Raw genomic sequence first — 19,195 nt, 5'->3', positions numbered from 1 at the left:
TCAAGCAATGAACTCATGAACGGATATCTCATCTACATCGTGCGGCGGCTGGGGCAATTCGTGCTGGTGGTGTTCATCGGCATCAATCTCGCTTATGTGATCACCCATGCCACGCCGATCGACCCGGTCGAGCAGTCGATCTCGGCGGTGACCTCGTTCGGCAACACCGCGCCGGATGCCATCGAGCAGATGCGCACGTCACTGCGGGAGCTCTACGGGCTCGGCGGCTCGCCGGTCGAGCAGTATCTGGTGTTCTGGAGGCGCATCCTGCTGGCGGATTTCGGGCCGTCGATGTCGGCGTTCCCGACGCCGGTCTCGACGCTAATCGGTCGCGCGCTGCCATGGACCGCGGGTTTATTGGTGATCTCCACCATCATCACCTGGGTGCTCGGCAACCTGCTCGGCGGGCTCGCCGGCTACTACCAGAAGAGCCGCGGCCTGAAGCTGATGGGCGTGATCGCGATGGGGCTGCATCCGGTCCCCTATTACATCCTGGCGCTGCTGCTCCTGATCGTGTTCGGCTTTCTGTGGCCGGTGCTGCCGATCGCCGGCGGCTCGGCGATGAACCTGCCGCAGACCTGGACCTGGGACTTCATCTCCAGCGTGCTGATGCATGCCATCCTGCCAGCGCTGTCACTGATCCTGATCGGCATCGGCAGCTGGTTTCTCGGCATGCGTTCGCTGGTCTCAAACGTGGTGACCGAGGATTATGTGGTCTACGCCGAACTCGGCGGCGTCGACCGCCACCGCATCCTGACCTCCTATGTGATGCGCAACGCGCTGGTGCCGCAGGTCACCGGGCTGGCGATCTCGCTCGGCGGCATCTTCAACGGCGCGGTCATCACCGAAAAGGTGTTCGGCTATCCCGGCATCGGCTCGCTGCTGGTCGATGCGGTATATGCCGGGGACTACGGCTTGGTGCTCGGCGTCACCACCATTTCCATCGTCGGCGTGTCGATCGGCGTGCTCGCCATCGATCTCCTGTATCCGCTGCTCGATCCCAGGGTGAAGGTGCGCTGATGCTGCGGATCCTGCGCGACCTGCTGCGCTATAACCCCGAATTCCGTATCGGCGTCGTGCTGGTGGGTTTTGTTCTGATCCTGTCGGTGTTGGCGAGCTTCTCGCCCTATCCGCCCGATCAGGTCTACGTGGTGCCGCCGGACGTGCCGCCGTCGCCGACCTACTGGTTCGGCACCACCTCGCGCGGCCAGGACGTGTTCTGGCAACTGACCTTCGCGATCCGCAACACCTTGCTGTTCGGAGGTACCGTGGCGCTGATCAGTCGGGTGCTGGCGCTCGTGATCGGGCTTGTCAGCGGCTACAAGGGCGGCTGGATCGACCGCGTGCTGATGTCGATCAACGACACCTTCATCGTGATGCCGCTACTGCCGATCCTGGTGCTGTTCTATTTCGTTATGCGCGACTCGATGTCGTGGCTGATTCTCGCGCTGATCATGGCCTGCCTTGGCTGGGCCTATGACGCCCGCCTGATCCGCTCGGTGGCGATGAGTCTCAAGACCAGGGAGTTCACCCAGAGCAGCGTGTTCTCCGGCATGAGCACTCGCGAGATCCTGGTGCAGGAGCACCTGCCTTACGTGATGCCGATCGTGTTCTCGACCACGATGAACAATATGGTGTGGTCGATCGGGCTCGAAGTGACGCTGTCGGTGCTCGGCTTCACCGACATCAATACCCCGACGATTGGCGGCATGATCTACTGGGCCAACCAGCATACCGCGATGGTCGCCGGCATCTGGTGGTGGATCGCCTTTCCCACGGCCATCGTCGTCATGACCTTCATCGGGCTGTTCCTGCTGGCGGTCTCGATGAATGAATACATCGATCCGCGCAGCCGCCTGAGCCGGATGGGAGGCGCCTCATGACGGCCTCGCCCGCCCTGCCGGCTCGTCCCGATGCGGCTGCGCCGATCCTGGCGGTGCGTGACCTCAAGGCGCATTTCCGCACCAATCATTTCGGCGTCAAGCGCTATGTCAAGGCGGTCGACGGCATCAGCTTCGACGTCCGGCGCGGCGAGATCTACGGCCTCGCCGGTGAATCCAGCTCCGGCAAGACCACGCTGATCAAGACCATCGCCGGGGCCATCAAACCCCCGCTGGAGGTGGTCGGGGGCACAGTCGATTTCGCCTTCCTGCCAGGCTACGGCGGGCTGCACCGGGCGCCGCCGGCCGAAGTGGCGCGGATCCGCTGGCGGCATCTGTCCTACATCATGCAGGGCTCGATGAACGTGTTGAACCCCGTGCGTCGGCTGCGCGCGACCTTTGCCGATTTCGCACGCTCGCATATCGATGCGAGCGACCGCCAGTTCGAGCAGGCCGTGGTCGATCACCTGGCGCGCGTCAAACTGGATGCCTCGGTGCTGACGGCCTATCCGCATGAACTCTCCGGCGGCATGCGCCAGCGCGCCACCATCGCGCTCGCCACCATCTGCCGCCCCGATTTCATCATCGCCGACGAGCCGACCACCGCACTCGACGTCGTGGTGCAGAAGGACGTGCTCGGCATGATCCGCGGCATTCAGCGCGAGATCGGCTCCTCGGTGCTGTTCGTCACGCACGACATGGGCGTGCACGCCCATCTCACCGACCGGCTCGGCATCATGTATGCGGGCCGCCTGGTCGAGGAAGCCGCGACGGCGGAGATCTTCCGCCGGCCGCTGCATCCCTACACCCGGCATCTGATCTCGAGCCTGCCTCGGATCGGCGACGACATCCAGCGCAAGGGCCTCGAAGGCTCGCCGCCCAGCCTCGCCGACCCGCCGCCCGGCTGCCGGTTTCATCCGCGCTGCCCGCTGGCCATGGAGGTTTGCAGCCAGCGCGTGCCCGACATGGTCGAAACCGAGCCGGACCATCGTGTCGCCTGCTTTGCCGTCAACGGGGACCAGGCTCCATGAGCAACGCATTGCTCGAGGTTTCGCACGCCACCAAGGTGTTCAGCCGCGGCGGGCTGTTGTCGAGCCGGCGCATCGTCGCCGTCAATGATGTCAGCTTCCGGATCGAGGCGGCACGGCCGGAAATATTCACCATCATCGGCGAGTCCGGCAGCGGCAAAACCACGCTGTCGCGGATGATCCTGAACATCGAGCAGCCCAGTTCCGGATCGCTGGTGCTCGACGGCACCGATCTTTCCACCGTCCGCAGCAACCGGGATCGCCTCGCGTTCATGCACAAGGTGCAGCCAATTTTCCAGAACCCGTTCGAGGCGTTCAATCCGCTGAAACAGCTCGACCGCTATCTGTTCATGACGCGGCAGCGATTTTCCGCAGCCGTCGGCCAGGCCGCGCTCGAAGCCGCCGTCGACGAGGCGCTGCGCAAGGTCGGGTTGTCGCTGAAGGAAGTGCGTCATCGCTACCCCCACGAGATGTCCGGCGGGCAACTGCAGCGCGTCGCCATCGCCCGCGCACTGCTCTCAAGGCCCAAGCTAATCGTCGCCGACGAGCCGGTGTCGATGGTCGATGCCTCGCTGCGCATGTCGATCGTCAACCTGTTCAGGGCGCTGCGCGATGATCTCGGCATCTCGATCATCTACGTCACCCACGATCTTGCCACCGCCTATTACATCAGCGACCGCATCATGATTATGCAGAACGGCCGCGTGGTCGAAAGCGGCGACGCCAGGACCGTGCTGAACGCCCCGCAACATCCCTATTCGCAACAGCTGCGCGCCGCCGTCCTCTTGCCCGAAGTTACCGGCGGAACAGCGCCAGCCAATTCACCGTCAACGTAACACCAGGCACCGCATCGGAGAGAAAAGTGAGAAAAGCAAAAGTTCTGATGGACCGCGATTTCGTCATCGGCCAGACCGATCCGCGCCTGTTCGGCGCCTTCGTCGAGCACCTCGGACGTTGCGTCTATGGCGGCATCTACGAGCCCGGCCACAAGACCGCCGACAAACAGGGATTCCGGAAGGACGTGCTGGACCTGGTGAAGGAGCTCGGTCCCACCATCATGCGCTATCCCGGCGGCAATTTTGTTTCCGGCTACAATTGGGAGGATGGTGTCGGCCCGGTCGACCAGCGGCCGGCGCGGCTCGACCTTGCCTGGTTTACCACCGAGCCAAATACGTTCGGCACCAACGAGTTCATGGACTGGTGCAAGGTCGCCGGCGTCGAGCCAATGATGGCGGTGAACCTCGGTACCCGCGGCGGCGACGCCGCGCGCAACCTCGTCGAATATTGCAACCATCCCGGCGGCACCTATTGGTCTGACCTGCGCCGCGCCCATGGCTGGGAGAAGCCGCACGGCGTCAAGTTCTGGTGCCTGGGCAATGAAATGGATGGTCCCTGGCAGATGGAATACAAGACCGCGGCTGCCTACGGCGCAGTGGCGCGGGAAGCCGCCAAGATGATGCGCTGGGTCGATCCGACCATCGAGCTCGCCGCCTGCGGCTCGTCGGCGCGCAACATGCCGACGTTCGGGCATTGGGAAGACACCGTGATCGAGCACACCTTCGATCACGCCGAATACATTTCGCTGCACACTTACCTCAACAACTACAAGCAGGACACCGCCGCCTTCCTGGCCGCCCCCGACCTGATGGACAGGTTTATCGACGAGGTCGTCGCGATCGCCGATTCGGTAGCGGCGAAGCGCCGCTCGACCAAGCGGATGATGCTGAGCTTTGACGAATGGAACGTGTGGTATCGCACCCGGCGCAAGCGCGCCGACCGGGTCAAGGAAGGCTGGCCGGTGGCGCCGCCGATCCTGGAGGAGGTCTACACCATGGAGGACGCGTTGGCGTTCGGCGGCGCCTGCATCTCGCTGCTCAACCATGCCGACCGGATCAAGTCCGCCTGCCTCGCCCAATTGGTCAACGTGATCGCGCCGATCATGACCGAGACCGGCGGACCGGCGTGGCGGCAGACCATCTTCTTCCCGTTCGCGCATGTGAGCCGGCTCGGTCGCGGCAAGGTGCTGCGCGCCCAGGTCGAGTCCGAGACCTACGATTCGGCCTATTACGATCCGCGCGGTACCGACGAGCAGACCTTCCCGGTCAGCAATGTGCCGTACCTGAAGCTGGCGGCGGTCGCCGGCGAGAGCGGCGGCCTCTCGCTGTTCCTGCTCAACCGCGACCTCAGCCAGGAGATAGATATCAGTCTCGAAGCCAGGAGTTTTGGGCGGCTCGCGGTTGGCGAAGCGCTTGAACTGCGGCATGACGACCTGCAGGCGACCAACACCAAGGATGCGGCGGAGCGCGTCAAGCCGGCTCCACTGCAGGGCGTGAGCGTGGAGGGCGGCCAGATTCGGGCTCGGCTGAAGCCGGCGTCGTGGAATGTGATTCATTTGTCCGCGAACTGACATCGCGGATCCCGAGCCGGTGCGGTATTGCCGGCTCGGACAGCGAGGACTCCAGCATGCTCGACAGGAATTCGGATCCGAAGAAGCGGACAAGACTCGCCGGCAAGCGGGAACGGGCACGGGCCGTGCCGAAGTCGAACGGTATCCGCAGCTTTCTCAACGTCGATCCCGAGCAGCAGTTCGAGATCGTCCGCGGCCTCGCCTCACCGGTGCGGGTGCGCATCCTGCGGCTGCTGCGGCGGCGCGGTCCGCTCAACGTCAACCAGATCAGCGAGGCGCTGGGGCTGCCGCAATCGACCATCGCGACCAATATCCAGATCCTGGAGGAGTCCGAACTCATCGACACCGAGATCGGTCGTGCCCGCAAGGGCCAGCAGAAGATCTGCGCCGCTCGGTTCGACGAGATCGTGATCCGGCTCGATGGTGAGGAGACCAGTCGGCAAAAGGACATCATCGAGGTCGAGATGCCGGTCGGGCTGTACACCAGTTATAATGTCTCGGCACCCTGCGGGCTGTGTTCGACCAAAGGCATCATGGGCGTGCTCGACGTGCCCGACCTGTTTCTCGATCCGTGCCGGGTGCAGGCCGCCCTGATCTGGTTCGGGCGCGGTCATGTCGAATACAAGTTTCCCAACAACGCAAAAGTGCTGAATGCCAATGTCGAGGCGCTCGAATTCGCGCTGGAGCTATCGTCGGAGGTGCCGGGCACCAATGCCGACTGGCCCTCGGACATCAGCCTGTGGGTGAATGAGGTCAAGGTCGGCACCTGGACCTCACCGGGCGACTACGGCGATCGCCGCGGCGTCCACACCCCGCGATGGTGGAAGCTCGAAGGCTCGCAATACGGCGCGCTGACCCAGTGGCACATTTCCCCAAAGGGCACCTACATGGGAGCGAAGAAGCTGTCGTCGGTGACCCTGGCCCAGTTGCGACTCGCCGAGCACCATTCGATCCGGCTGCGCGTCGGCATCGACGACGACGCGGCCCACCCTGGAGGGGTCAACATCTTCGGCCGCGGCTTCGGCAATCACAATCACGATATCCTGATGCGACTGCACCTGAAGTAGGGGCCGGCCCCCCATCGGCGCGACCAGCTGGGTTGCGCGTGCCCTCTTGAGCGTCCAGAGGAGATCAAACGTGTGCTCTACAGAGGACGGGACTGGTGCGCTACTATCCTGCAGAGCCGTGCTTCGCGACGACGCACGCCATGTCTCGAGCACGGCGCGATATCCTCAATGTCCAGCGTTCTGTCCGCCGTCCACGTGCAGGATCTCGCCGGTCACGAAGTTGGCACCTTCGAGGTACAGCACCGGATATTACGGTGACAGTGCACTTAACTGCTATCGCGAATATGTTTGGCGCGCGATGACGAGGCGGGCCGAGTGGCTCACCGCTCCAGCTGGGAAGAAGCTTTGGCGGTGCTTTAGAGCCGCTGCTGCAAGCTCAAGTCGTGCAGCTGTTTGTGCGCCTTCACTTGCTCTTCGTCTTGGGCTGCTTTTTTGGCGCCGGGCCCGCTGCGGCTTCCCGCGCCAGCCGCTCTGCCTTCAGCCGCTCTCGATTCTGAGCGAAGGCCTGCTCGGCGAGCGCGTGCTCGGACATTGCCTTCACTGCATCGACTTGGCGGAAGGCCTTGCGTGCTTCACGCTCCGCTTTGCTGATTGGCTTCGGCGGTTGGTGCTCACCAAATGTCTTTGTCATCTTTTCTCGATCCAGACGCTGCTCGATAGTCGGGTCAATTCTTGCTTGTCAGCCCGGCATCTCGCGCCAGGCGCTCCGCCCTGAGGCGCTTATGGTTTTCCTGGAACTCCGGATCGGCGTGGCTGTCCGCGATCGTTTGGCGCGCCCCGATTGGATTTTGTGCCTTTCGGTCTGCTTCATCCGCGAGCTGTTGCTCGGCGGAGCGCGTCCGTTTGGTCATTGCTCGATCCTTGCACCTGCGACTTGTCCAGAGCTGTTCAAATGAGTCGTGGGAACAATAGACGCTTGTCGCGCAGTCGGCGACCTCAAAAGTGCAGGGCGTTCACCCAACGGTTCTAGCGCACCGGCGAAGCTGCCACACGAACGCAGACCGGTCCCAAACCTGAGGACATCGTTGGACACGGTCGGACTGCGCGGCGCTGTTTTTGCTGGTCTGAGCGGGAGGGCAATGGTTACATTGCGTCACAGCATGCTCTACAGTAGAGCAATCGTAGATCACTTTAGAGGTAAGCACATGTCATATGCCTATAAGCTGAATGAAGACGTTCGCCACCAGCCCCAAGGTCCGCAAGGACGTGCAGCCATTGATCCGGCAATGGTTTACACCATCGTTCAATGCATGCCCATCGAGGCAGATGGACGTCTTCGATACCGTATCAAGAGCAAGTCGGGGAATGTCGAGCGAGTCGTGACTGAAGATCAGCTGTCGTACTTTCAGTGATCTGGCGCGCTTGTTGGTCGGAGGAGTTTCGTTGTGCTGAATGATCGAGAAAATATCCTGATTGCGCTTCGAGAGAAGCCGCTCAAAGTCTACGAAGTCATGAAACGCGCCAATGTCGCGAACGAGGAAGCTTGTCAGTCCCTCCTGTTGAAAATGCGAGACGAAGGCTCGGTGAAGTTCGATATCCACAAAGGGCGATGGCTCATCGGATGAGCCGTGAATTGCGGCGACGGTCCGAGCATGTCTTCCTTTTCGGCATGTCTTCAAGCCCCGTCCTGTTTCGCATCCCGTCAACCCCGTCCGACAAAAACATTCCACTTTACCGAAATTCGGAAATTGCGTATGTGTTGCGGCATCCCGGCTCATCCTTGAGGGGCGATCTCGTGTCGTCTTGGTTGCGAGCCGGGCTTGCGGTGGACGCGGGCAGCATTGGGTGCGAGAGGAGCGGGCAGGGCGGGTAGTCCCTGTGAGCCCGAAACCGCGTGCCGACGAGCGGCACTATCTAGGGTTCGTCTCGCCTGCATTCTTCCGGCAACGTCGACAACGCTGGAAGATAATGCGGCGAACCAGCGAACCAGCGAGCCGTGCGTACGGCAAAACCGTGTGGTCCTGGCCGCCGTCGCCACGGCCAAGCTTTCGCGGAGGTGTGGAGCGCCCAACCGGGTCAACCGCATCGTCAATTCGCTGGAAGTGAGGGAGGCCAGAACGAACTCGGCTCCCGGGAGAGCACGGCATAAGCCGTCAAACCACTGCGCAGGGAAGGCCGAGTGATCGGCGCCACCTGTATGCTGCTGTGCGGTTTTCCTGCGCTACACATTCGCGCAGCAGACCGCGGGTGCGAGGTCAGCACCCGGCCTTCCCTGCGCCCTCTCGGCTTCGAGGGGGAGTGATCATGCAAAGCTCGGGCGAAATGCGGAGCGAAGCCGTTGCCTCATACTCCGTCATTGCGAGCGCAGCGACTTGTCCGCCGAAGCCTTGGCGAAGGCGGAAGCAATCCAGAGTCTTTCCGCGGAGGGATTCTGGATTGCCTCGCTGCGCTCGCAATGACGATGTGGGTAGAGCGGAGAAGCGAAACCCATCAAGGCCAGGCGAACGACGAAGGATGATGGGTTTCTCAAGTGCTGTACCCATCCTACGGAATGTGTCCGCCCTCAGCTCCGATACCAGCTCGCCACATTCCACGTCGTGACGTCCCACCCCGAGATGTCGGTCATGAGGTTGTTGACGGCGCCGCCGGTGATGTAGCGCGACAGCAACGGCAGGAAGATGTTGGCCGCGCAGAAGATCTCATTGACCTTGATCAGCAGCGCGGCGCGCTTGACCGGGTCGAGCTCCTGCTGTGCGGCCTTGTAGGCCTTGTCGGCCTCCGGATCGGACCAGCGCGAGACGTTGCGGCCGAGCCATTTGTTGTCCTTGTTGGCGATCTCCCAGGACACGCACTGGTTCAGGAACCGCTCCGGATCGGGCTGCGGCATCGTCGTGTTGTACATCTCCATGTCGCAATAGAATTTGGAGTAGGTGTCGGGGTTGCCGACGTCGGAGGAGAAGAACACCGATGCGGTGACCGATTTGAGCTCGATCTCGATTCCGGCCTTCTGGCAGGCCTGCTTGATGATGGCCTGCGTCTTCTGGCGCGGGGCGTTGATCGAGGTCTGGAACACGTATTTGAGCTTCTTGCCGTCCTTCTCGCGGATGCCGTCGGCGCCCATCTTCCACCCGGCCTCATCGAGGATCTTGTTCGCCTTGTCGACATTGAACTCGTAGACCAGCTTGCTCGACTTGAACTGGCGGGGCTGGTTGACGAAGCTGGCGGTGGCGACGGCGCCGCGGCCGTAGATAAATTTCTGGATCCCGTCGCGGTCGATCAGCAGGTTGAGCGCGCGGCGCACGGCCGGGTCGGACAGCGTCGGGTGTCTCGTCTTGGCGCTGGAGCGTTCGCTGTCGACCTCGGTCCACGGGTCGGTCGTGTTGAGGATGATGAACTCGACGCCGCCGGAGATCGTGAACTCCACCTTGCCTTTGCCACCGGCCTCCATGCGCTTGAGGATCTCATCCTCGACCAGCAGATTCCAGGCATAGTCATATTCGCCGGTCTGCAGCACGGCGCGCGCCGCGGAGACCGCGTCGCCGCCGCCCTTGATCTCGAACGTGTCGAAATAGGGCTGGTTCTTGACGTGGTAGTCGGGATTGCGTTCGGCCCGGAGCAGATCGCCCGGCTTGAACTCGACGAATTTGTAGGGACCGGTGCCGACCGGCTTCAGATTGCCCGGTGCGTCGCGCGATTTCGCGCCGACATAGTCGCCGAAGTGGTGTTTCGGCAGGATCTGACCGACCGAGCCGACGAAGGGGTCGGCCCAGAACGGGGTCGGGGCCTTGAAGGTCAGCTTGACGGTGTGGTCGTCGATCTTCTCGACCGTGATGTTCTGATAGGACCCCGTGGTGTAGGCGGCGGTGGCGAGATCGGCGGCGTAGGTCCAGGTGAAGACGACATCGTCGGCGGTGAAGGGCTTGCCATCGTGCCATCGCACGCCCTGCTTCAGCTTCCAGATCACGGTGGTGCCGTCGGCGGAGAGGCCGCCATTCGCCTTGGTCGGGACCTCGGCGGCGAGGCAGGGGATGAGATTGCCTTCCTTGTCCCAGCCGGCGAGCGGCTCGAAAAAGACGCGCGAGGCGACCTGGTCTTTGGTGCCGAGTGCGAAATGCGGATTGAGCAGCGTCGGAGCCTGCCAGAGCAGGAGCTTGAGCGGACCGCCGCCGCCGGCCTTGGTCGGATTGTAGGCCAGCGTGGCGTCCGCCATCGCCACGCCGTTCCAGAGCAGGATCTGGCTCGCAACCGGAGCTGCGATCCCGACCGCAGCCATGGTCTGGATGAACGCGCGTCGCGAGAGCGTGCCCTGCTTCACCTCCGCGATGAAGCCGCGGATGTCGTTTTCGTCCATCAGATGACCTCCAGCTGCCACAGGAACAGTCGTCACCGACCCCATCATGTTGCATCAGGGACGAGGCGGCAATGCCGACAACGTCGGAAAGGCCTGCGGCGAAATGACGAGCGCGCGTTCGGCAAGACGATGTGGCGGCAGGTCGGCAGCTTCTGCCGGGACAGATTTGCCGTCGCGATGGATCTGCCGACTCGCGTTCGCGATAAGTCCTTGATGGCAATGAATCTCCCGTCTGGCATGCCCATTGCACGCGGAACGTGCGTTCGCAATGACAGTGGAGTTCGCGTATGAGCATCGGCAGCATGAGCAGCATCAGTGGTGGAAGCGCGACGGGTTCGTCGTCATCCACCGGCCCCTCGAAATCGACCGATGGTTCGCAGGGAGACGTCTCGACCTTCGCCTCGCTGATGCATGACGGCACGCCTTACGACGAGGTCAAGGTCAATTTGCCGAACGGCATGTCGGTCGGCATCGTTCATTTCGGTGGCGGCGGCCTGGACGCCAGCGCGCTCAAATCCATCGAAGATTTCGTGCAGCGGTTTGCGAGTCAGCAGGTATCGGGAAATTCGTCCTCCGCGACTGGCCAATCGCAGAATGACGACTCCCCTGATACCGTCGGAATCGACAAGATCCACGTCGATCTTCCGAACGGATTGTCGTTCGAGGTCATTCATTCTTCCGGCAATCAGGTCACGGACAGCGCCGCGGTGATGAAGGAGCTCACCGAGGCTGCCGAGGAGCTCACCGAATCCCTCGCGCAATATTCACCGACATCGTCAGCTGCGTCCGCCTATGCCGCGCGGCAGGCCGCGTCATCCGATCGTACGAGCCAGGTTGACGCCCAGAGCTGAGCGGGGGCGCAGCTCGAGATGCCCGGTTGAGGGGGAACGGGCCGCAGGCCGCCGTGCGATCTGCGGGATGCGGCCATGCGCGCGGTTCCAGGGGTCCGTAATTCGTTGCCCTCCACGTGCGCGCCTCATTATATTGCGTCCATGATTGCGACCGGAGCCGCCTGCACGGCGCTCCGCGACGAGGGCCACGCGATGGACGATACGATTGGCTTCCCCGACCCCGGCCTCGATTTGTCGGACGGCTTCAAGCCGCACACCTCGCATTGGGGCGTGTTTTCCGCACGCAATGGCGCAGCCGGGTTGGAGGTGAGGGCCTATGCGGGCGATCCCGATCCGAACGGCATCATCGACAATTTCCCCGGCGCGTTGCGCCACCAGGCGCGCATCGCACAGCCTGCGATCCGCCGCGGCTGGCTCGAGCGCGGGCCCGGTCCCGATAACAGGCGCGGCCGTGACGAATTCGTCTCCGTCAGCTGGGAGAAGGCGCTCGATTTGCTCGGCGATGAGCTTATGCGCATCCGCGACACGCGCGGCCCCGGCGCCGTGTTCGGCGGTTCCTATGGCTGGTCGAGCGCGGGCCGGCTGCATCACGCGCAGAGCCAGGTGCATCGCTTTCTCAACATCGCGATGGGCGGCTATGTCCGCTCGGTGAACTCATATTCCTCGGGCGCTTCCTCGGTGCTGCTACCGCAGATCATGGCGAGCTACGAGGACATCACCAAGCGCAACGTCACCTGGGAGCAGATCGCGGCCGAGACCGAGATCGTGCTCGCCTTCGGCGGCATGGCGCTGAAGAACTCGATGGTCGCCGGCGGCTCGATCAGCAAGCACGTCGAGCGCGGTGCGATGGAAGCGGCCCGGAAGCGCGGCTGCGAGTTCATCCTGATGAGCCCACTGCGGGATGACCTGCCTGTCGAGGCCGGCGCGGAGTGGATGACATGCATCCCCGGCACCGACACCGCCCTGATGCTCGGCATCGTCCACACGCTGGTCAGCGAAGCTCTGCATGACCAGGCCTTCCTCGATCGCTACACCGAGGGATGGCCGGTGTTCTTGCGCTATCTCACAGGCGAGAGCGACGGGCAGGCCAAGGATGCCGCATGGGCGGCCGCGATCTGCGGCGTCGACGCGAACACCATACACACGCTGGCACGGCGCCTTGCCGGCAAGCGCGCGCTCATCACCGTCTCGCATTCGCTGCAGCGCGCCGAGCATGGCGAGCAGCCGGTTTGGATGGGCATGGTGCTGGCGGCAGCCCTTGGCCAGATCGGTCTTCCCGGCGGCGGCTACGCCTATTCACTGGGCGCGATCGGCTATTACGGCCGCCGCGTCAACGACGTGCCAGGGCCGACGCTGGGGCAGGGCCGCAACGGCGTCCGTGATTTCATTCCGGTGGCGCGCATCGCCGACATGCTGCTCAATCCTGGCAGCACCTATCGCTACAATGGCGAGACGCGCACCTATCCGGACATCCGCCTGGTCTATTGGGCCGGCGGCAATCCATTCCATCATCACCAGGACATCAACCGCCTGCGCAAGGCCTTCGCGAAGGTCGATACGCTGGTGGTGCACGAGCTCGCCTGGACCGCGACGGCGCGGCACGCCGATATCGTGCTGCCCTCGACCATGACGCTGGAACGCGAGGACATCGGCTATTCCACCAACGATCCGCTGATGGTTGCGATGCACCGCATTGCCGAGCCGTTTGGGCTTGCGCGCGACGATTACGATATCTTCGCCGATCTCGCCGATCGCCTCGGCGCCCGCGAGCCCTTCACCGAGGGGCGCACCTCGCGAGAGTGGCTGGAGCATCTCTACGAGCCGACGCGCGCCTCACTCGCCAAGCGCGGGTTAGAGGCCCCGAGCTTCGAGGAGTTCTGGCAGCGCGGCAGCCTGGTCGTGCCGCAGCAGCCCGACGATGGCGGCCGGCTGCGCAGTTTTCGCGAGGACCCGGTCGCGCATGCGCTGCCGACGCCGAGCGGACGCATCGAGATTTACTCTGCGAAGATCGCCGGACACGGCGATGCGGATTGTCCGGGACATCCGGTCTGGCTCGAGAAGAGCGACATGCCGAAACCCCGTGCGCCGTGCTTCCTCGTCGCCAATCAGCCGGTGACGCGACTGCACAGCCAGCTCGACTTCGGCGGACATTCGCTCGCCGCCAAACATCGCGGCCGCGAGGTCGCGCGGATGAATCCGCGCGACGCTGACGCGCGCGGCATCAAGGACGGCGATATCATCCGTCTCTTCAACCAACGCGGCGCCTGCCTGGCCGCGGTGAACGTCACTGACGGCATCGCGCCCGGTGTGGTGCAGCTCCCGACCGGCGCCTGGTACGACCCGATGGACCCCGAGGAAGAGGCGCCGCTCTGCGTTCACGGCAATCCGAATGTGCTGACCCGCGACATCGGTACCTCGTCCTTCGCGCAAGGCTGCACCGGCCAGCTCACGACGGTCGAGGTGGAAAAGTTCACCGGCAATCTGCCGCCGATCCGGGCGTTCGATCCGGTGTAGCGATCACGAAAGCCGAACCGGTCAGCTTTGCCGAGCAGGAAACTGGACCGTCGCTTGACAGCAGGTTCAGGCGACGGTCCAGTGCGAACTCAGCGAACTTGGGGAAGTTGTAAGGCCGCGCACAGACGCTAACCCGGCCGCTGCCGGGACATCAAGTTTCGCTATATTGCAACGGCCAGAGAATCATTTCAGCCGCCTCCAAAGCGCCACAGATGGCGGACGGACGTTCGAACGCGTCAGCGTTCGTTGGCAACGGCAACCGCCGCTTCCACCGCATTCTCCAGAATCTCGTCGGACAATGGCCTGTCGTTGACCGCGCGCGCCAACTGAAGTGCGCCGACCATGGTCGCGTAGATCGTGATCGCCTTGCGCCGACGCTCCTTCGCTGTGCCCAGTCTGATCTGCTCCGCCATTAGCACGACGATGTCGGCGACCTTGCCGGTGAAGGCATCGCGTGTCGCCTTCGGATGCCGCGCGATCTCGGCGACCAGCGCGGCGATCGGGCAACCGGTTCCGGCGCGGTCGCGATGCCGTGACGAAAGGTAGTCGCGGATCGTGGTCTCGAGCGCGACGCCGTTCTCCAGATTGGCCTTGTGCCGCTCTTCGCGCCGGGTGAGCGCATCGGTCAACACCTCCCGCACCAGATCCTCCTTGGAGGCGAAGTGCGAGTAGAAGGCGCCATTGGTGAGGCCCGCCTCCGACATGATGCCGGCGAGGCCGACCGCGGCTATTCCACTCTCGCGGAACTGCGCCGAGGCGACATCGAGGATGTGCCGGCGGGTTTCGTCCTTGTGTCCCTTTTCGTAGCGCATGGAGCCTGACTCCCTCCTGTGGCCGGCCCGGAAGGTGCCGGCCACAGGATCGTGAGCGATTTGCTATTGCATTACGATCATAATAAAGCATTATGATAATAATTCAATGGTTGCCGGACCGCTGGTAGCCCCCCGGAAAACCACAGGATCGTGCCCAATGTCAGTCGAGGACGTCGCCGCACCGCCCTTGTCCGCGATCGAGCCCCCGGCGCGCAGCGCGATCGCGCCTCGCACCGTGCCGACATCCGCCGATCAGCGGCGCGCCGCGTTTCTGACGGCACCGATCTTGCCGACGCTGCTCAAGCTCGCGCTGCCGACCGTGACCGTCCTGGTGGCACAGACCGCAGTCAACATCGCGGAGGCCTATTATGTCGGCTATCTCGGCACCGATGCGCTGGCCGGTGCTGCGCTGGTGTTTCCGATCTTCATGCTGATGACCATGATGTCGAATGGCGGGTTCGGCTCCGGCGTCGCCTCGTCGGTGGCGCGTGCGGTCGGCGCCGGTCGCGGCGACGATGCGGATGCGGCACTGTTCCATGCCATCGTGCTTGCGATCATCGCGGGCGCGCTGTTTACGCTGGGCGTGCGCCTTGGCGGCCCCGCGCTGTTCCGCGCGCTCGGCGGCCGCGACGGCGCGCTCGACGCGGCCATCACTTATTCGAACTCTCTGTTTGCAGGCGCGATTCCCGCATGGATCGTCAACCTCCAGGCTGCCGCGCTGCGCGGTTCCGGCAACGTCAAGGTGCCGGCGCTGGTGACGCTGATCGGCGCGATCGTGACGATTCCGGTGTCGCCGCTGCTGATCTTCGGCTTCGGCCCCGTCCCAGGCCTCGGCATCGGCGGCGCCGGCGTCGCCTTCGGGCTCTATTACGGCGCGGCCATGCTGTTCCTGCTGCGCTACATGTCCTCGGGCGCATCCGGCCTGAGGCTGCACATCGTGCCGCTGCGCGCAAGGATTTTCGGCGACATGTTGAAGGTCGGCATCCCCACAGCATTCAACGCCCTGCTGACCAACCTCACCGTCATCCTCGTCACCGGCGCGGTCGGCCTGTTCGGCACCTCTGCGCTCGCCGGCTACGGCATCGCCTCGCGGCTCGACTACATCATGATCCCGCTGCTGTTCGGCATCAGCACGGCGACGCTGACCATGGTCGGCGTCAACATGGGCGCAGGCCAGACCGCGCGGGCGCAAAGGATCGGCTGGGTCAGTGGCGCCGCGGGCATGATCATGACCGGCTCGATCGGCCTCCTGGTCGCGATCTTTCCGACGGCCTGGCTGCATATCTTCAGCCACGACGCGGACGTCGTGAACGAAGGCATAACATACCTGCGTGTCGTGGCACCGGCCTATGCGGCGCTGGGTTTTGGCTTCGTCACGTCGTTCGCCGCGCAAGGCACAGGCCGGGCGATGGGCCCCCTGCTGTCCGCGGTCGCGCGCATCCTGATCGCGGCCGGCGGCGGCTGGATTGCGGTTGCGTATTTCGGTGCGGGAATGGCCGGGCTCGCTGCCATGGTCACGGTATCGCTCGCCGCCTACGCCATGATCTGCGTGCTGATCATGCTGTCGCAGTCGACCTGGCGGGCCGAGCGCGGCTAGAGCGGGTGCGTACCTCCGGATTCTTTCCCATTTGACGTCTCACGGAGAAGCATCGCCCGCCGCAGGCGGCAAATATGAACGTTCTTTTCATTGATTTCGCGCTCCGGGCAGGGGAAGACGGTTCCCATCGTTGCTACAGCCGGAGACCAAAGATGTCGTTTCGTTCCGCCCTGATCCTCTCAACCGTGCTTGCCGCATGGTCGGCCGCGGCTTCGGCCGAGACCATCAAGATCGGCGTGACGCCGGGGCCGCATGCGCAGATCTTCGAGGCGGTGAAACCGGTCGCCGCCAGGCAGGGGCTCGACATCCAACTTATCGAGTTCTCCGACTATGTGGTGCCGAACGCAGCGCTCGATGCCGGCGACATCCAGGCCAATTCGTTCCAGAACCAGCCTTATCTCGACAACCAGAAGGCCGACCGCGGCTACAGAATCGAGTCTGTCGGCCTTACCGTCAATTTCCCGATCGGCGTCTATTCGAAGAAGCACAAGGCCTTCGCCGACATTCCCGACGGCGGCAAGATATCGATTCCCAACGATCCGACCAATGGCGGTCGCGTGCTGCTGTTGCTGCGCGACAAGGGCGTGATCAAGCTGAAGGACGGCACGGGCTTCAAGCCGACCGTGCTCGACGTCACCGAGAATCCCAAGAAGCTGAAGTTTATCGAGGTCGATGCGGCTCAGGCGCCGCGCGCGCTCGACGACGTCGACGCGGCCGCGATCAACACCAATTATGCAACCCAGGCGGGCCTCGATCCGGTCAAGGACCCGATCCTGCGCGAGGACCCCAAGGGCCCCTATGTCAACCTGATCGCGGTGCGCAGCGCCGACAAGGACAAGCCCTGGGTCAAGATCCTGGTCGACAGCTATCACACGCCCGAGGTGAAGGAGTTCATCCTCACCAAATTCAAGGGCGCCGTGCTGCCGAGCTGGTAGGCAATCTGCCTCGCCAAGGTCCAGCGCGGGAAGCCAACGCCGGCGGGCAGCCTTGCGCATTGCCCGCTTGTCTCGGGCTCCGGCAACCGACATCATTGGGGGCCGTGGCCATCCTCGCCCGACAGGGGTCGTATGAAACGCTTTGCAAACCTGAAACGCCTGGGATTCTTCACACGGCTGCTCGACGAGGCGCCGCCTGCGGAGCGGTATCGCTTCGCCGCCGAGCAGATCGTGCGCGCCGAGAAGGCCGGTCTCGATTCCGCATGGATCGCGCAGCACCATTTTCACGAGCGCGAGGGCGGCCTGCCATCGCCCTTCACCTTCCTCGGCTATGTCGCAGCCCAGACCTCGCGCATTCGCCTCGGCACCGGCATCGTCACGCTGCCGCTGGAGAGCGCGGTGCGGGTGGCGGAGGACGCCGCGGTGCTTGATCTCCTCTGCAACGGCCGGTTCGAGCTCGGCGTCGGCACCGGTGGTAATCCGTCCGCCTTTGCCGCCTTTGGCCTCGACGGCACAGAGCGTAACGAGATCTTTGCGCGCAATCTGGAGATCGTCCGCAAGGCGCTGACCGGCAAGCCGCTCGACGGCGGCGACACGCTTTATCCGCAGCGGCCGCAGCTGGACAAGCGAATCTGGCAGGCGACATTCTCGGTGGCAGGCGGCGCGCGCGCCGGCAAGGCTGGAGACGGCCTGCTGCTCTCGCGCACCCAGCCCCGGGCCAAGGACGCGCCAAAGGCCACGCTCGCCGAGATCCAGAATCCGATCATCGATGCCTATCTCGCAGCGCTGCCGCCGGGCGCGGAGCCGCGGATCATGGCGTCGCGCAGCGTGTTCGTCGCCGACGATCATCGCGAGGCCCTGCGGCTCGCCGATATCGGGCTGCGCCGCGCGCTGCCGCAGTTCATGAAGGGCGGTCACCTTCCCCCCGGCGAGACGCTGGAGGAGATGATCACGGCGTTCGACACCCATGTCGGCGGCGCCGACGAGGTCATTGCCTCGCTGCGATCAGACGCGACGCTGGAGCGGGTGACTGATCTGGTCTTTCAGGTTCACTCGGTCGATGCGCCGCACCCTTATGTGCTGCGCTCTATCGAGCTCGTGGCCGACAAGGTCGCACCGGCGCTGGGCTGGAGCCGGACGGCTGCCGACGTGGCGCTGGCAGGCTAGTTGGGATTTTTTGGATTGCACGAGGAATTATGATGAGTACGCCCGACATCATCGACACGCTCGCCGGGATCAAGCCGGGATCGGCGCTTGACGCCATTCGCGCACGGCGCCTGCAGGCGCGTGACAACGCGCAGAAGAGCTATCTCTCGCTGTTCGAGCCGATCGACGCCGGCGATGTCTCGCTGCTCGAACGCGCCGCGGTCGCGGCCTTCGTGACCGGGCTCCATGGCGAGTCTCCCGTTGCGACCTTCTATCGCGAGAAGCTTGCGGCAAGCGCGGGTGGCGCGGCCCTGCTTGAAGCGGTCGAGGCCGAGATCGCGCGGGGCAAGACCTCGGGGCCGTATGGCTCATTTCCTTCAGGTCCGCTGTCGGTCGAGAACACAGCCGGTCTGATTTATCGCGTCAGTGCGGCGAGCAAGTCCGTTCTCGGCACCCGGCTCGTCGCGGCACTCGAGCATGCGCACCTCCTGGTGTTCCGACCGCGCGATGCGGCATCTACCGACATGAAGGCGCTGCTGGCCGCCGGCTGGTCCAACACCGGCATCGTCACCTTCTCCCAACTCGTCGCATTCCTGTCGTTTCAGGTGCGCGTCGTCAGCGGCTTGCGCTCGCTCGCCGCAGCGAACGCCTAAGAGGAGGCCGCATC

The 19,195-nt window shown here is 63.9% G+C and carries 17 protein-coding genes and 1 pseudogene; 12 read left to right on the top strand and 6 right to left on the bottom strand.

Annotation, left to right across the window (positions count from 1 at the left end):
• Window positions 1-15 precede the first annotated feature (15 nt).
• From ABID58_RS14550 to ABID58_RS14525, 6 genes are read left to right on the top strand one after another with little or no spacing between them, the layout of a single operon-like run.
• The gene (locus ABID58_RS14550; protein WP_354033134.1) at window positions 16-1,020 is read left to right on the top strand and encodes an ABC transporter permease; all 1,005 of its coding nucleotides are present in this window, start codon (window positions 16-18) and stop codon (window positions 1,018-1,020) included.
• Window positions 1,020-1,883: an ABC transporter permease gene (locus ABID58_RS14545; RefSeq protein ID WP_354033133.1), complete on the top strand. Its 864-nt coding sequence runs from the start codon at window positions 1,020-1,022 to the stop codon at window positions 1,881-1,883. The genes ABID58_RS14550 and ABID58_RS14545 overlap by 1 nt, the downstream gene beginning before the upstream one ends.
• Window positions 1,880-2,911, top strand: coding sequence for an ABC transporter ATP-binding protein (locus ABID58_RS14540; RefSeq protein ID WP_354033132.1), 1,032 nt, complete (start codon window positions 1,880-1,882; stop codon window positions 2,909-2,911). Before ABID58_RS14545 ends, ABID58_RS14540 begins: the two co-directional genes overlap by 4 nt.
• Window positions 2,908-3,744: an ABC transporter ATP-binding protein gene (locus tag ABID58_RS14535; protein ID WP_354033131.1), complete on the top strand. Its 837-nt coding sequence runs from the start codon at window positions 2,908-2,910 to the stop codon at window positions 3,742-3,744. Before ABID58_RS14540 ends, ABID58_RS14535 begins: the two co-directional genes overlap by 4 nt.
• Window positions 3,745-3,770: 26 nt before the next feature.
• Window positions 3,771-5,315: an arabinosylfuranosidase ArfA gene (arfA, locus tag ABID58_RS14530; RefSeq protein ID WP_502916408.1), complete on the top strand. Its 1,545-nt coding sequence runs from the start codon at window positions 3,771-3,773 to the stop codon at window positions 5,313-5,315.
• Between the two features lie 56 nt (window positions 5,316-5,371).
• A complete protein-coding gene (locus ABID58_RS14525) occupies window positions 5,372-6,382 on the top strand; it encodes an ArsR/SmtB family transcription factor (protein ID WP_148750865.1) in 1,011 nt (336 codons plus the stop codon).
• A 165-nt stretch (window positions 6,383-6,547) separates the two neighbouring features.
• Here ABID58_RS14525 and ABID58_RS14520 read toward each other — a convergent pair.
• From ABID58_RS14520 to ABID58_RS14500, 5 genes and pseudogenes are all read right to left on the bottom strand, one after another.
• Window positions 6,548-6,625 (bottom strand): annotated as a pseudogene (locus ABID58_RS14520) (3-oxoacyl-ACP reductase); the annotation flags it as partial.
• Between the two features lie 160 nt (window positions 6,626-6,785).
• Window positions 6,786-7,013 (bottom strand): hypothetical protein, encoded by a 228-nt coding sequence (locus ABID58_RS14515; RefSeq protein WP_148750866.1) that lies wholly within the window; start codon window positions 7,011-7,013, stop codon window positions 6,786-6,788.
• Window positions 7,014-7,047: 34 nt separating this feature from the next.
• Complete coding sequence (locus ABID58_RS14510; RefSeq protein WP_148750867.1) at window positions 7,048-7,233, bottom strand: hypothetical protein; 186 nt, start codon at window positions 7,231-7,233, stop codon at window positions 7,048-7,050.
• A gap of 297 nt (window positions 7,234-7,530) precedes the next feature.
• Window positions 7,531-7,923, bottom strand: a complete 393-nt coding sequence (locus ABID58_RS14505; RefSeq protein WP_354033130.1) for a hypothetical protein — start codon at window positions 7,921-7,923, stop codon at window positions 7,531-7,533.
• A gap of 962 nt (window positions 7,924-8,885) precedes the next feature.
• On the bottom strand, window positions 8,886-10,673 hold the full coding sequence (locus ABID58_RS14500; protein ID WP_354033129.1) for a peptide ABC transporter substrate-binding protein: 1,788 nt from the start codon (window positions 10,671-10,673) through the stop codon (window positions 8,886-8,888).
• 287 nt (window positions 10,674-10,960) lie between these two features.
• Between ABID58_RS14500 and ABID58_RS14495 the strand changes: the two genes are divergently transcribed.
• Window positions 10,961-11,524 (top strand): hypothetical protein, encoded by a 564-nt coding sequence (locus tag ABID58_RS14495; RefSeq protein WP_354033128.1) that lies wholly within the window; start codon window positions 10,961-10,963, stop codon window positions 11,522-11,524.
• A 192-nt stretch (window positions 11,525-11,716) separates the two neighbouring features.
• Window positions 11,717-14,038: a molybdopterin guanine dinucleotide-containing S/N-oxide reductase gene (locus ABID58_RS14490; RefSeq protein ID WP_354033127.1), complete on the top strand. Its 2,322-nt coding sequence runs from the start codon at window positions 11,717-11,719 to the stop codon at window positions 14,036-14,038.
• A gap of 236 nt (window positions 14,039-14,274) precedes the next feature.
• Here the strand turns inward: ABID58_RS14490 and ABID58_RS14485 are convergent, their stop codons facing one another.
• The gene (locus tag ABID58_RS14485) at window positions 14,275-14,850 is read right to left on the bottom strand and encodes a TetR family transcriptional regulator (protein WP_354033126.1); all 576 of its coding nucleotides are present in this window, start codon (window positions 14,848-14,850) and stop codon (window positions 14,275-14,277) included.
• Window positions 14,851-15,007: 157 nt separating this feature from the next.
• On the opposite strand from ABID58_RS14485, the gene ABID58_RS14480 reads away from it, so the two are divergent.
• The 4 genes from ABID58_RS14480 (at window position 15,008) to ABID58_RS14465 (ending at window position 19,181) form a co-directional block, all read left to right on the top strand.
• Entirely contained in the window at window positions 15,008-16,447 is a 1,440-nt protein-coding gene (locus tag ABID58_RS14480; protein ID WP_354033125.1) for an MATE family efflux transporter, read from the top strand.
• A gap of 152 nt (window positions 16,448-16,599) precedes the next feature.
• Window positions 16,600-17,382, top strand: a complete 783-nt coding sequence (locus ABID58_RS14475) for a MetQ/NlpA family ABC transporter substrate-binding protein (RefSeq protein ID WP_354033124.1) — start codon at window positions 16,600-16,602, stop codon at window positions 17,380-17,382.
• Window positions 17,383-17,514: 132 nt separating this feature from the next.
• A complete protein-coding gene (locus tag ABID58_RS14470) occupies window positions 17,515-18,549 on the top strand; it encodes a putative FMN-dependent luciferase-like monooxygenase (protein ID WP_354033123.1) in 1,035 nt (344 codons plus the stop codon).
• Between the two features lie 32 nt (window positions 18,550-18,581).
• On the top strand, window positions 18,582-19,181 hold the full coding sequence (locus ABID58_RS14465; protein ID WP_187434800.1) for a CMD domain protein: 600 nt from the start codon (window positions 18,582-18,584) through the stop codon (window positions 19,179-19,181).
• The last annotated feature ends 14 nt before the right edge of the window (window positions 19,182-19,195 follow it).

This window comes from Bradyrhizobium sp. S3.2.6, from assembly GCF_040546885.1.
In the GTDB taxonomy this organism is placed as follows: domain Bacteria; phylum Pseudomonadota; class Alphaproteobacteria; order Rhizobiales; family Xanthobacteraceae; genus Bradyrhizobium; species Bradyrhizobium cytisi.
This window is presented reverse-complemented; position numbering and strand designations above follow the sequence as displayed.

Coding starts and splice junctions, on each gene's coding strand:
- ABID58_RS14550 (WP_354033134.1), top strand. CDS start 16: ATGAACGGATATCTCATCTACATCGTGCGGCGGCTGGGGCAATTCGTG.
- ABID58_RS14545 (WP_354033133.1), top strand. CDS start 1,020: ATGCTGCGGATCCTGCGCGACCTGCTGCGCTATAACCCCGAATTCCGT.
- ABID58_RS14540 (WP_354033132.1), top strand. CDS start 1,880: ATGACGGCCTCGCCCGCCCTGCCGGCTCGTCCCGATGCGGCTGCGCCG.
- ABID58_RS14535 (WP_354033131.1), top strand. CDS start 2,908: ATGAGCAACGCATTGCTCGAGGTTTCGCACGCCACCAAGGTGTTCAGC.
- ABID58_RS14525 (WP_148750865.1), top strand. CDS start 5,372: ATGCTCGACAGGAATTCGGATCCGAAGAAGCGGACAAGACTCGCCGGC.
- ABID58_RS14515 (WP_148750866.1), bottom strand. CDS start 7,013: ATGACAAAGACATTTGGTGAGCACCAACCGCCGAAGCCAATCAGCAAA.
- ABID58_RS14510 (WP_148750867.1), bottom strand. CDS start 7,233: ATGACCAAACGGACGCGCTCCGCCGAGCAACAGCTCGCGGATGAAGCA.
- ABID58_RS14500 (WP_354033129.1), bottom strand. CDS start 10,673: ATGGACGAAAACGACATCCGCGGCTTCATCGCGGAGGTGAAGCAGGGC.
- ABID58_RS14495 (WP_354033128.1), top strand. CDS start 10,961: ATGAGCATCGGCAGCATGAGCAGCATCAGTGGTGGAAGCGCGACGGGT.
- ABID58_RS14490 (WP_354033127.1), top strand. CDS start 11,717: ATGGACGATACGATTGGCTTCCCCGACCCCGGCCTCGATTTGTCGGAC.
- ABID58_RS14485 (WP_354033126.1), bottom strand. CDS start 14,850: ATGCGCTACGAAAAGGGACACAAGGACGAAACCCGCCGGCACATCCTC.
- ABID58_RS14480 (WP_354033125.1), top strand. CDS start 15,008: ATGTCAGTCGAGGACGTCGCCGCACCGCCCTTGTCCGCGATCGAGCCC.
- ABID58_RS14475 (WP_354033124.1), top strand. CDS start 16,600: ATGTCGTTTCGTTCCGCCCTGATCCTCTCAACCGTGCTTGCCGCATGG.
- ABID58_RS14470 (WP_354033123.1), top strand. CDS start 17,515: ATGAAACGCTTTGCAAACCTGAAACGCCTGGGATTCTTCACACGGCTG.
- ABID58_RS14465 (WP_187434800.1), top strand. CDS start 18,582: ATGAGTACGCCCGACATCATCGACACGCTCGCCGGGATCAAGCCGGGA.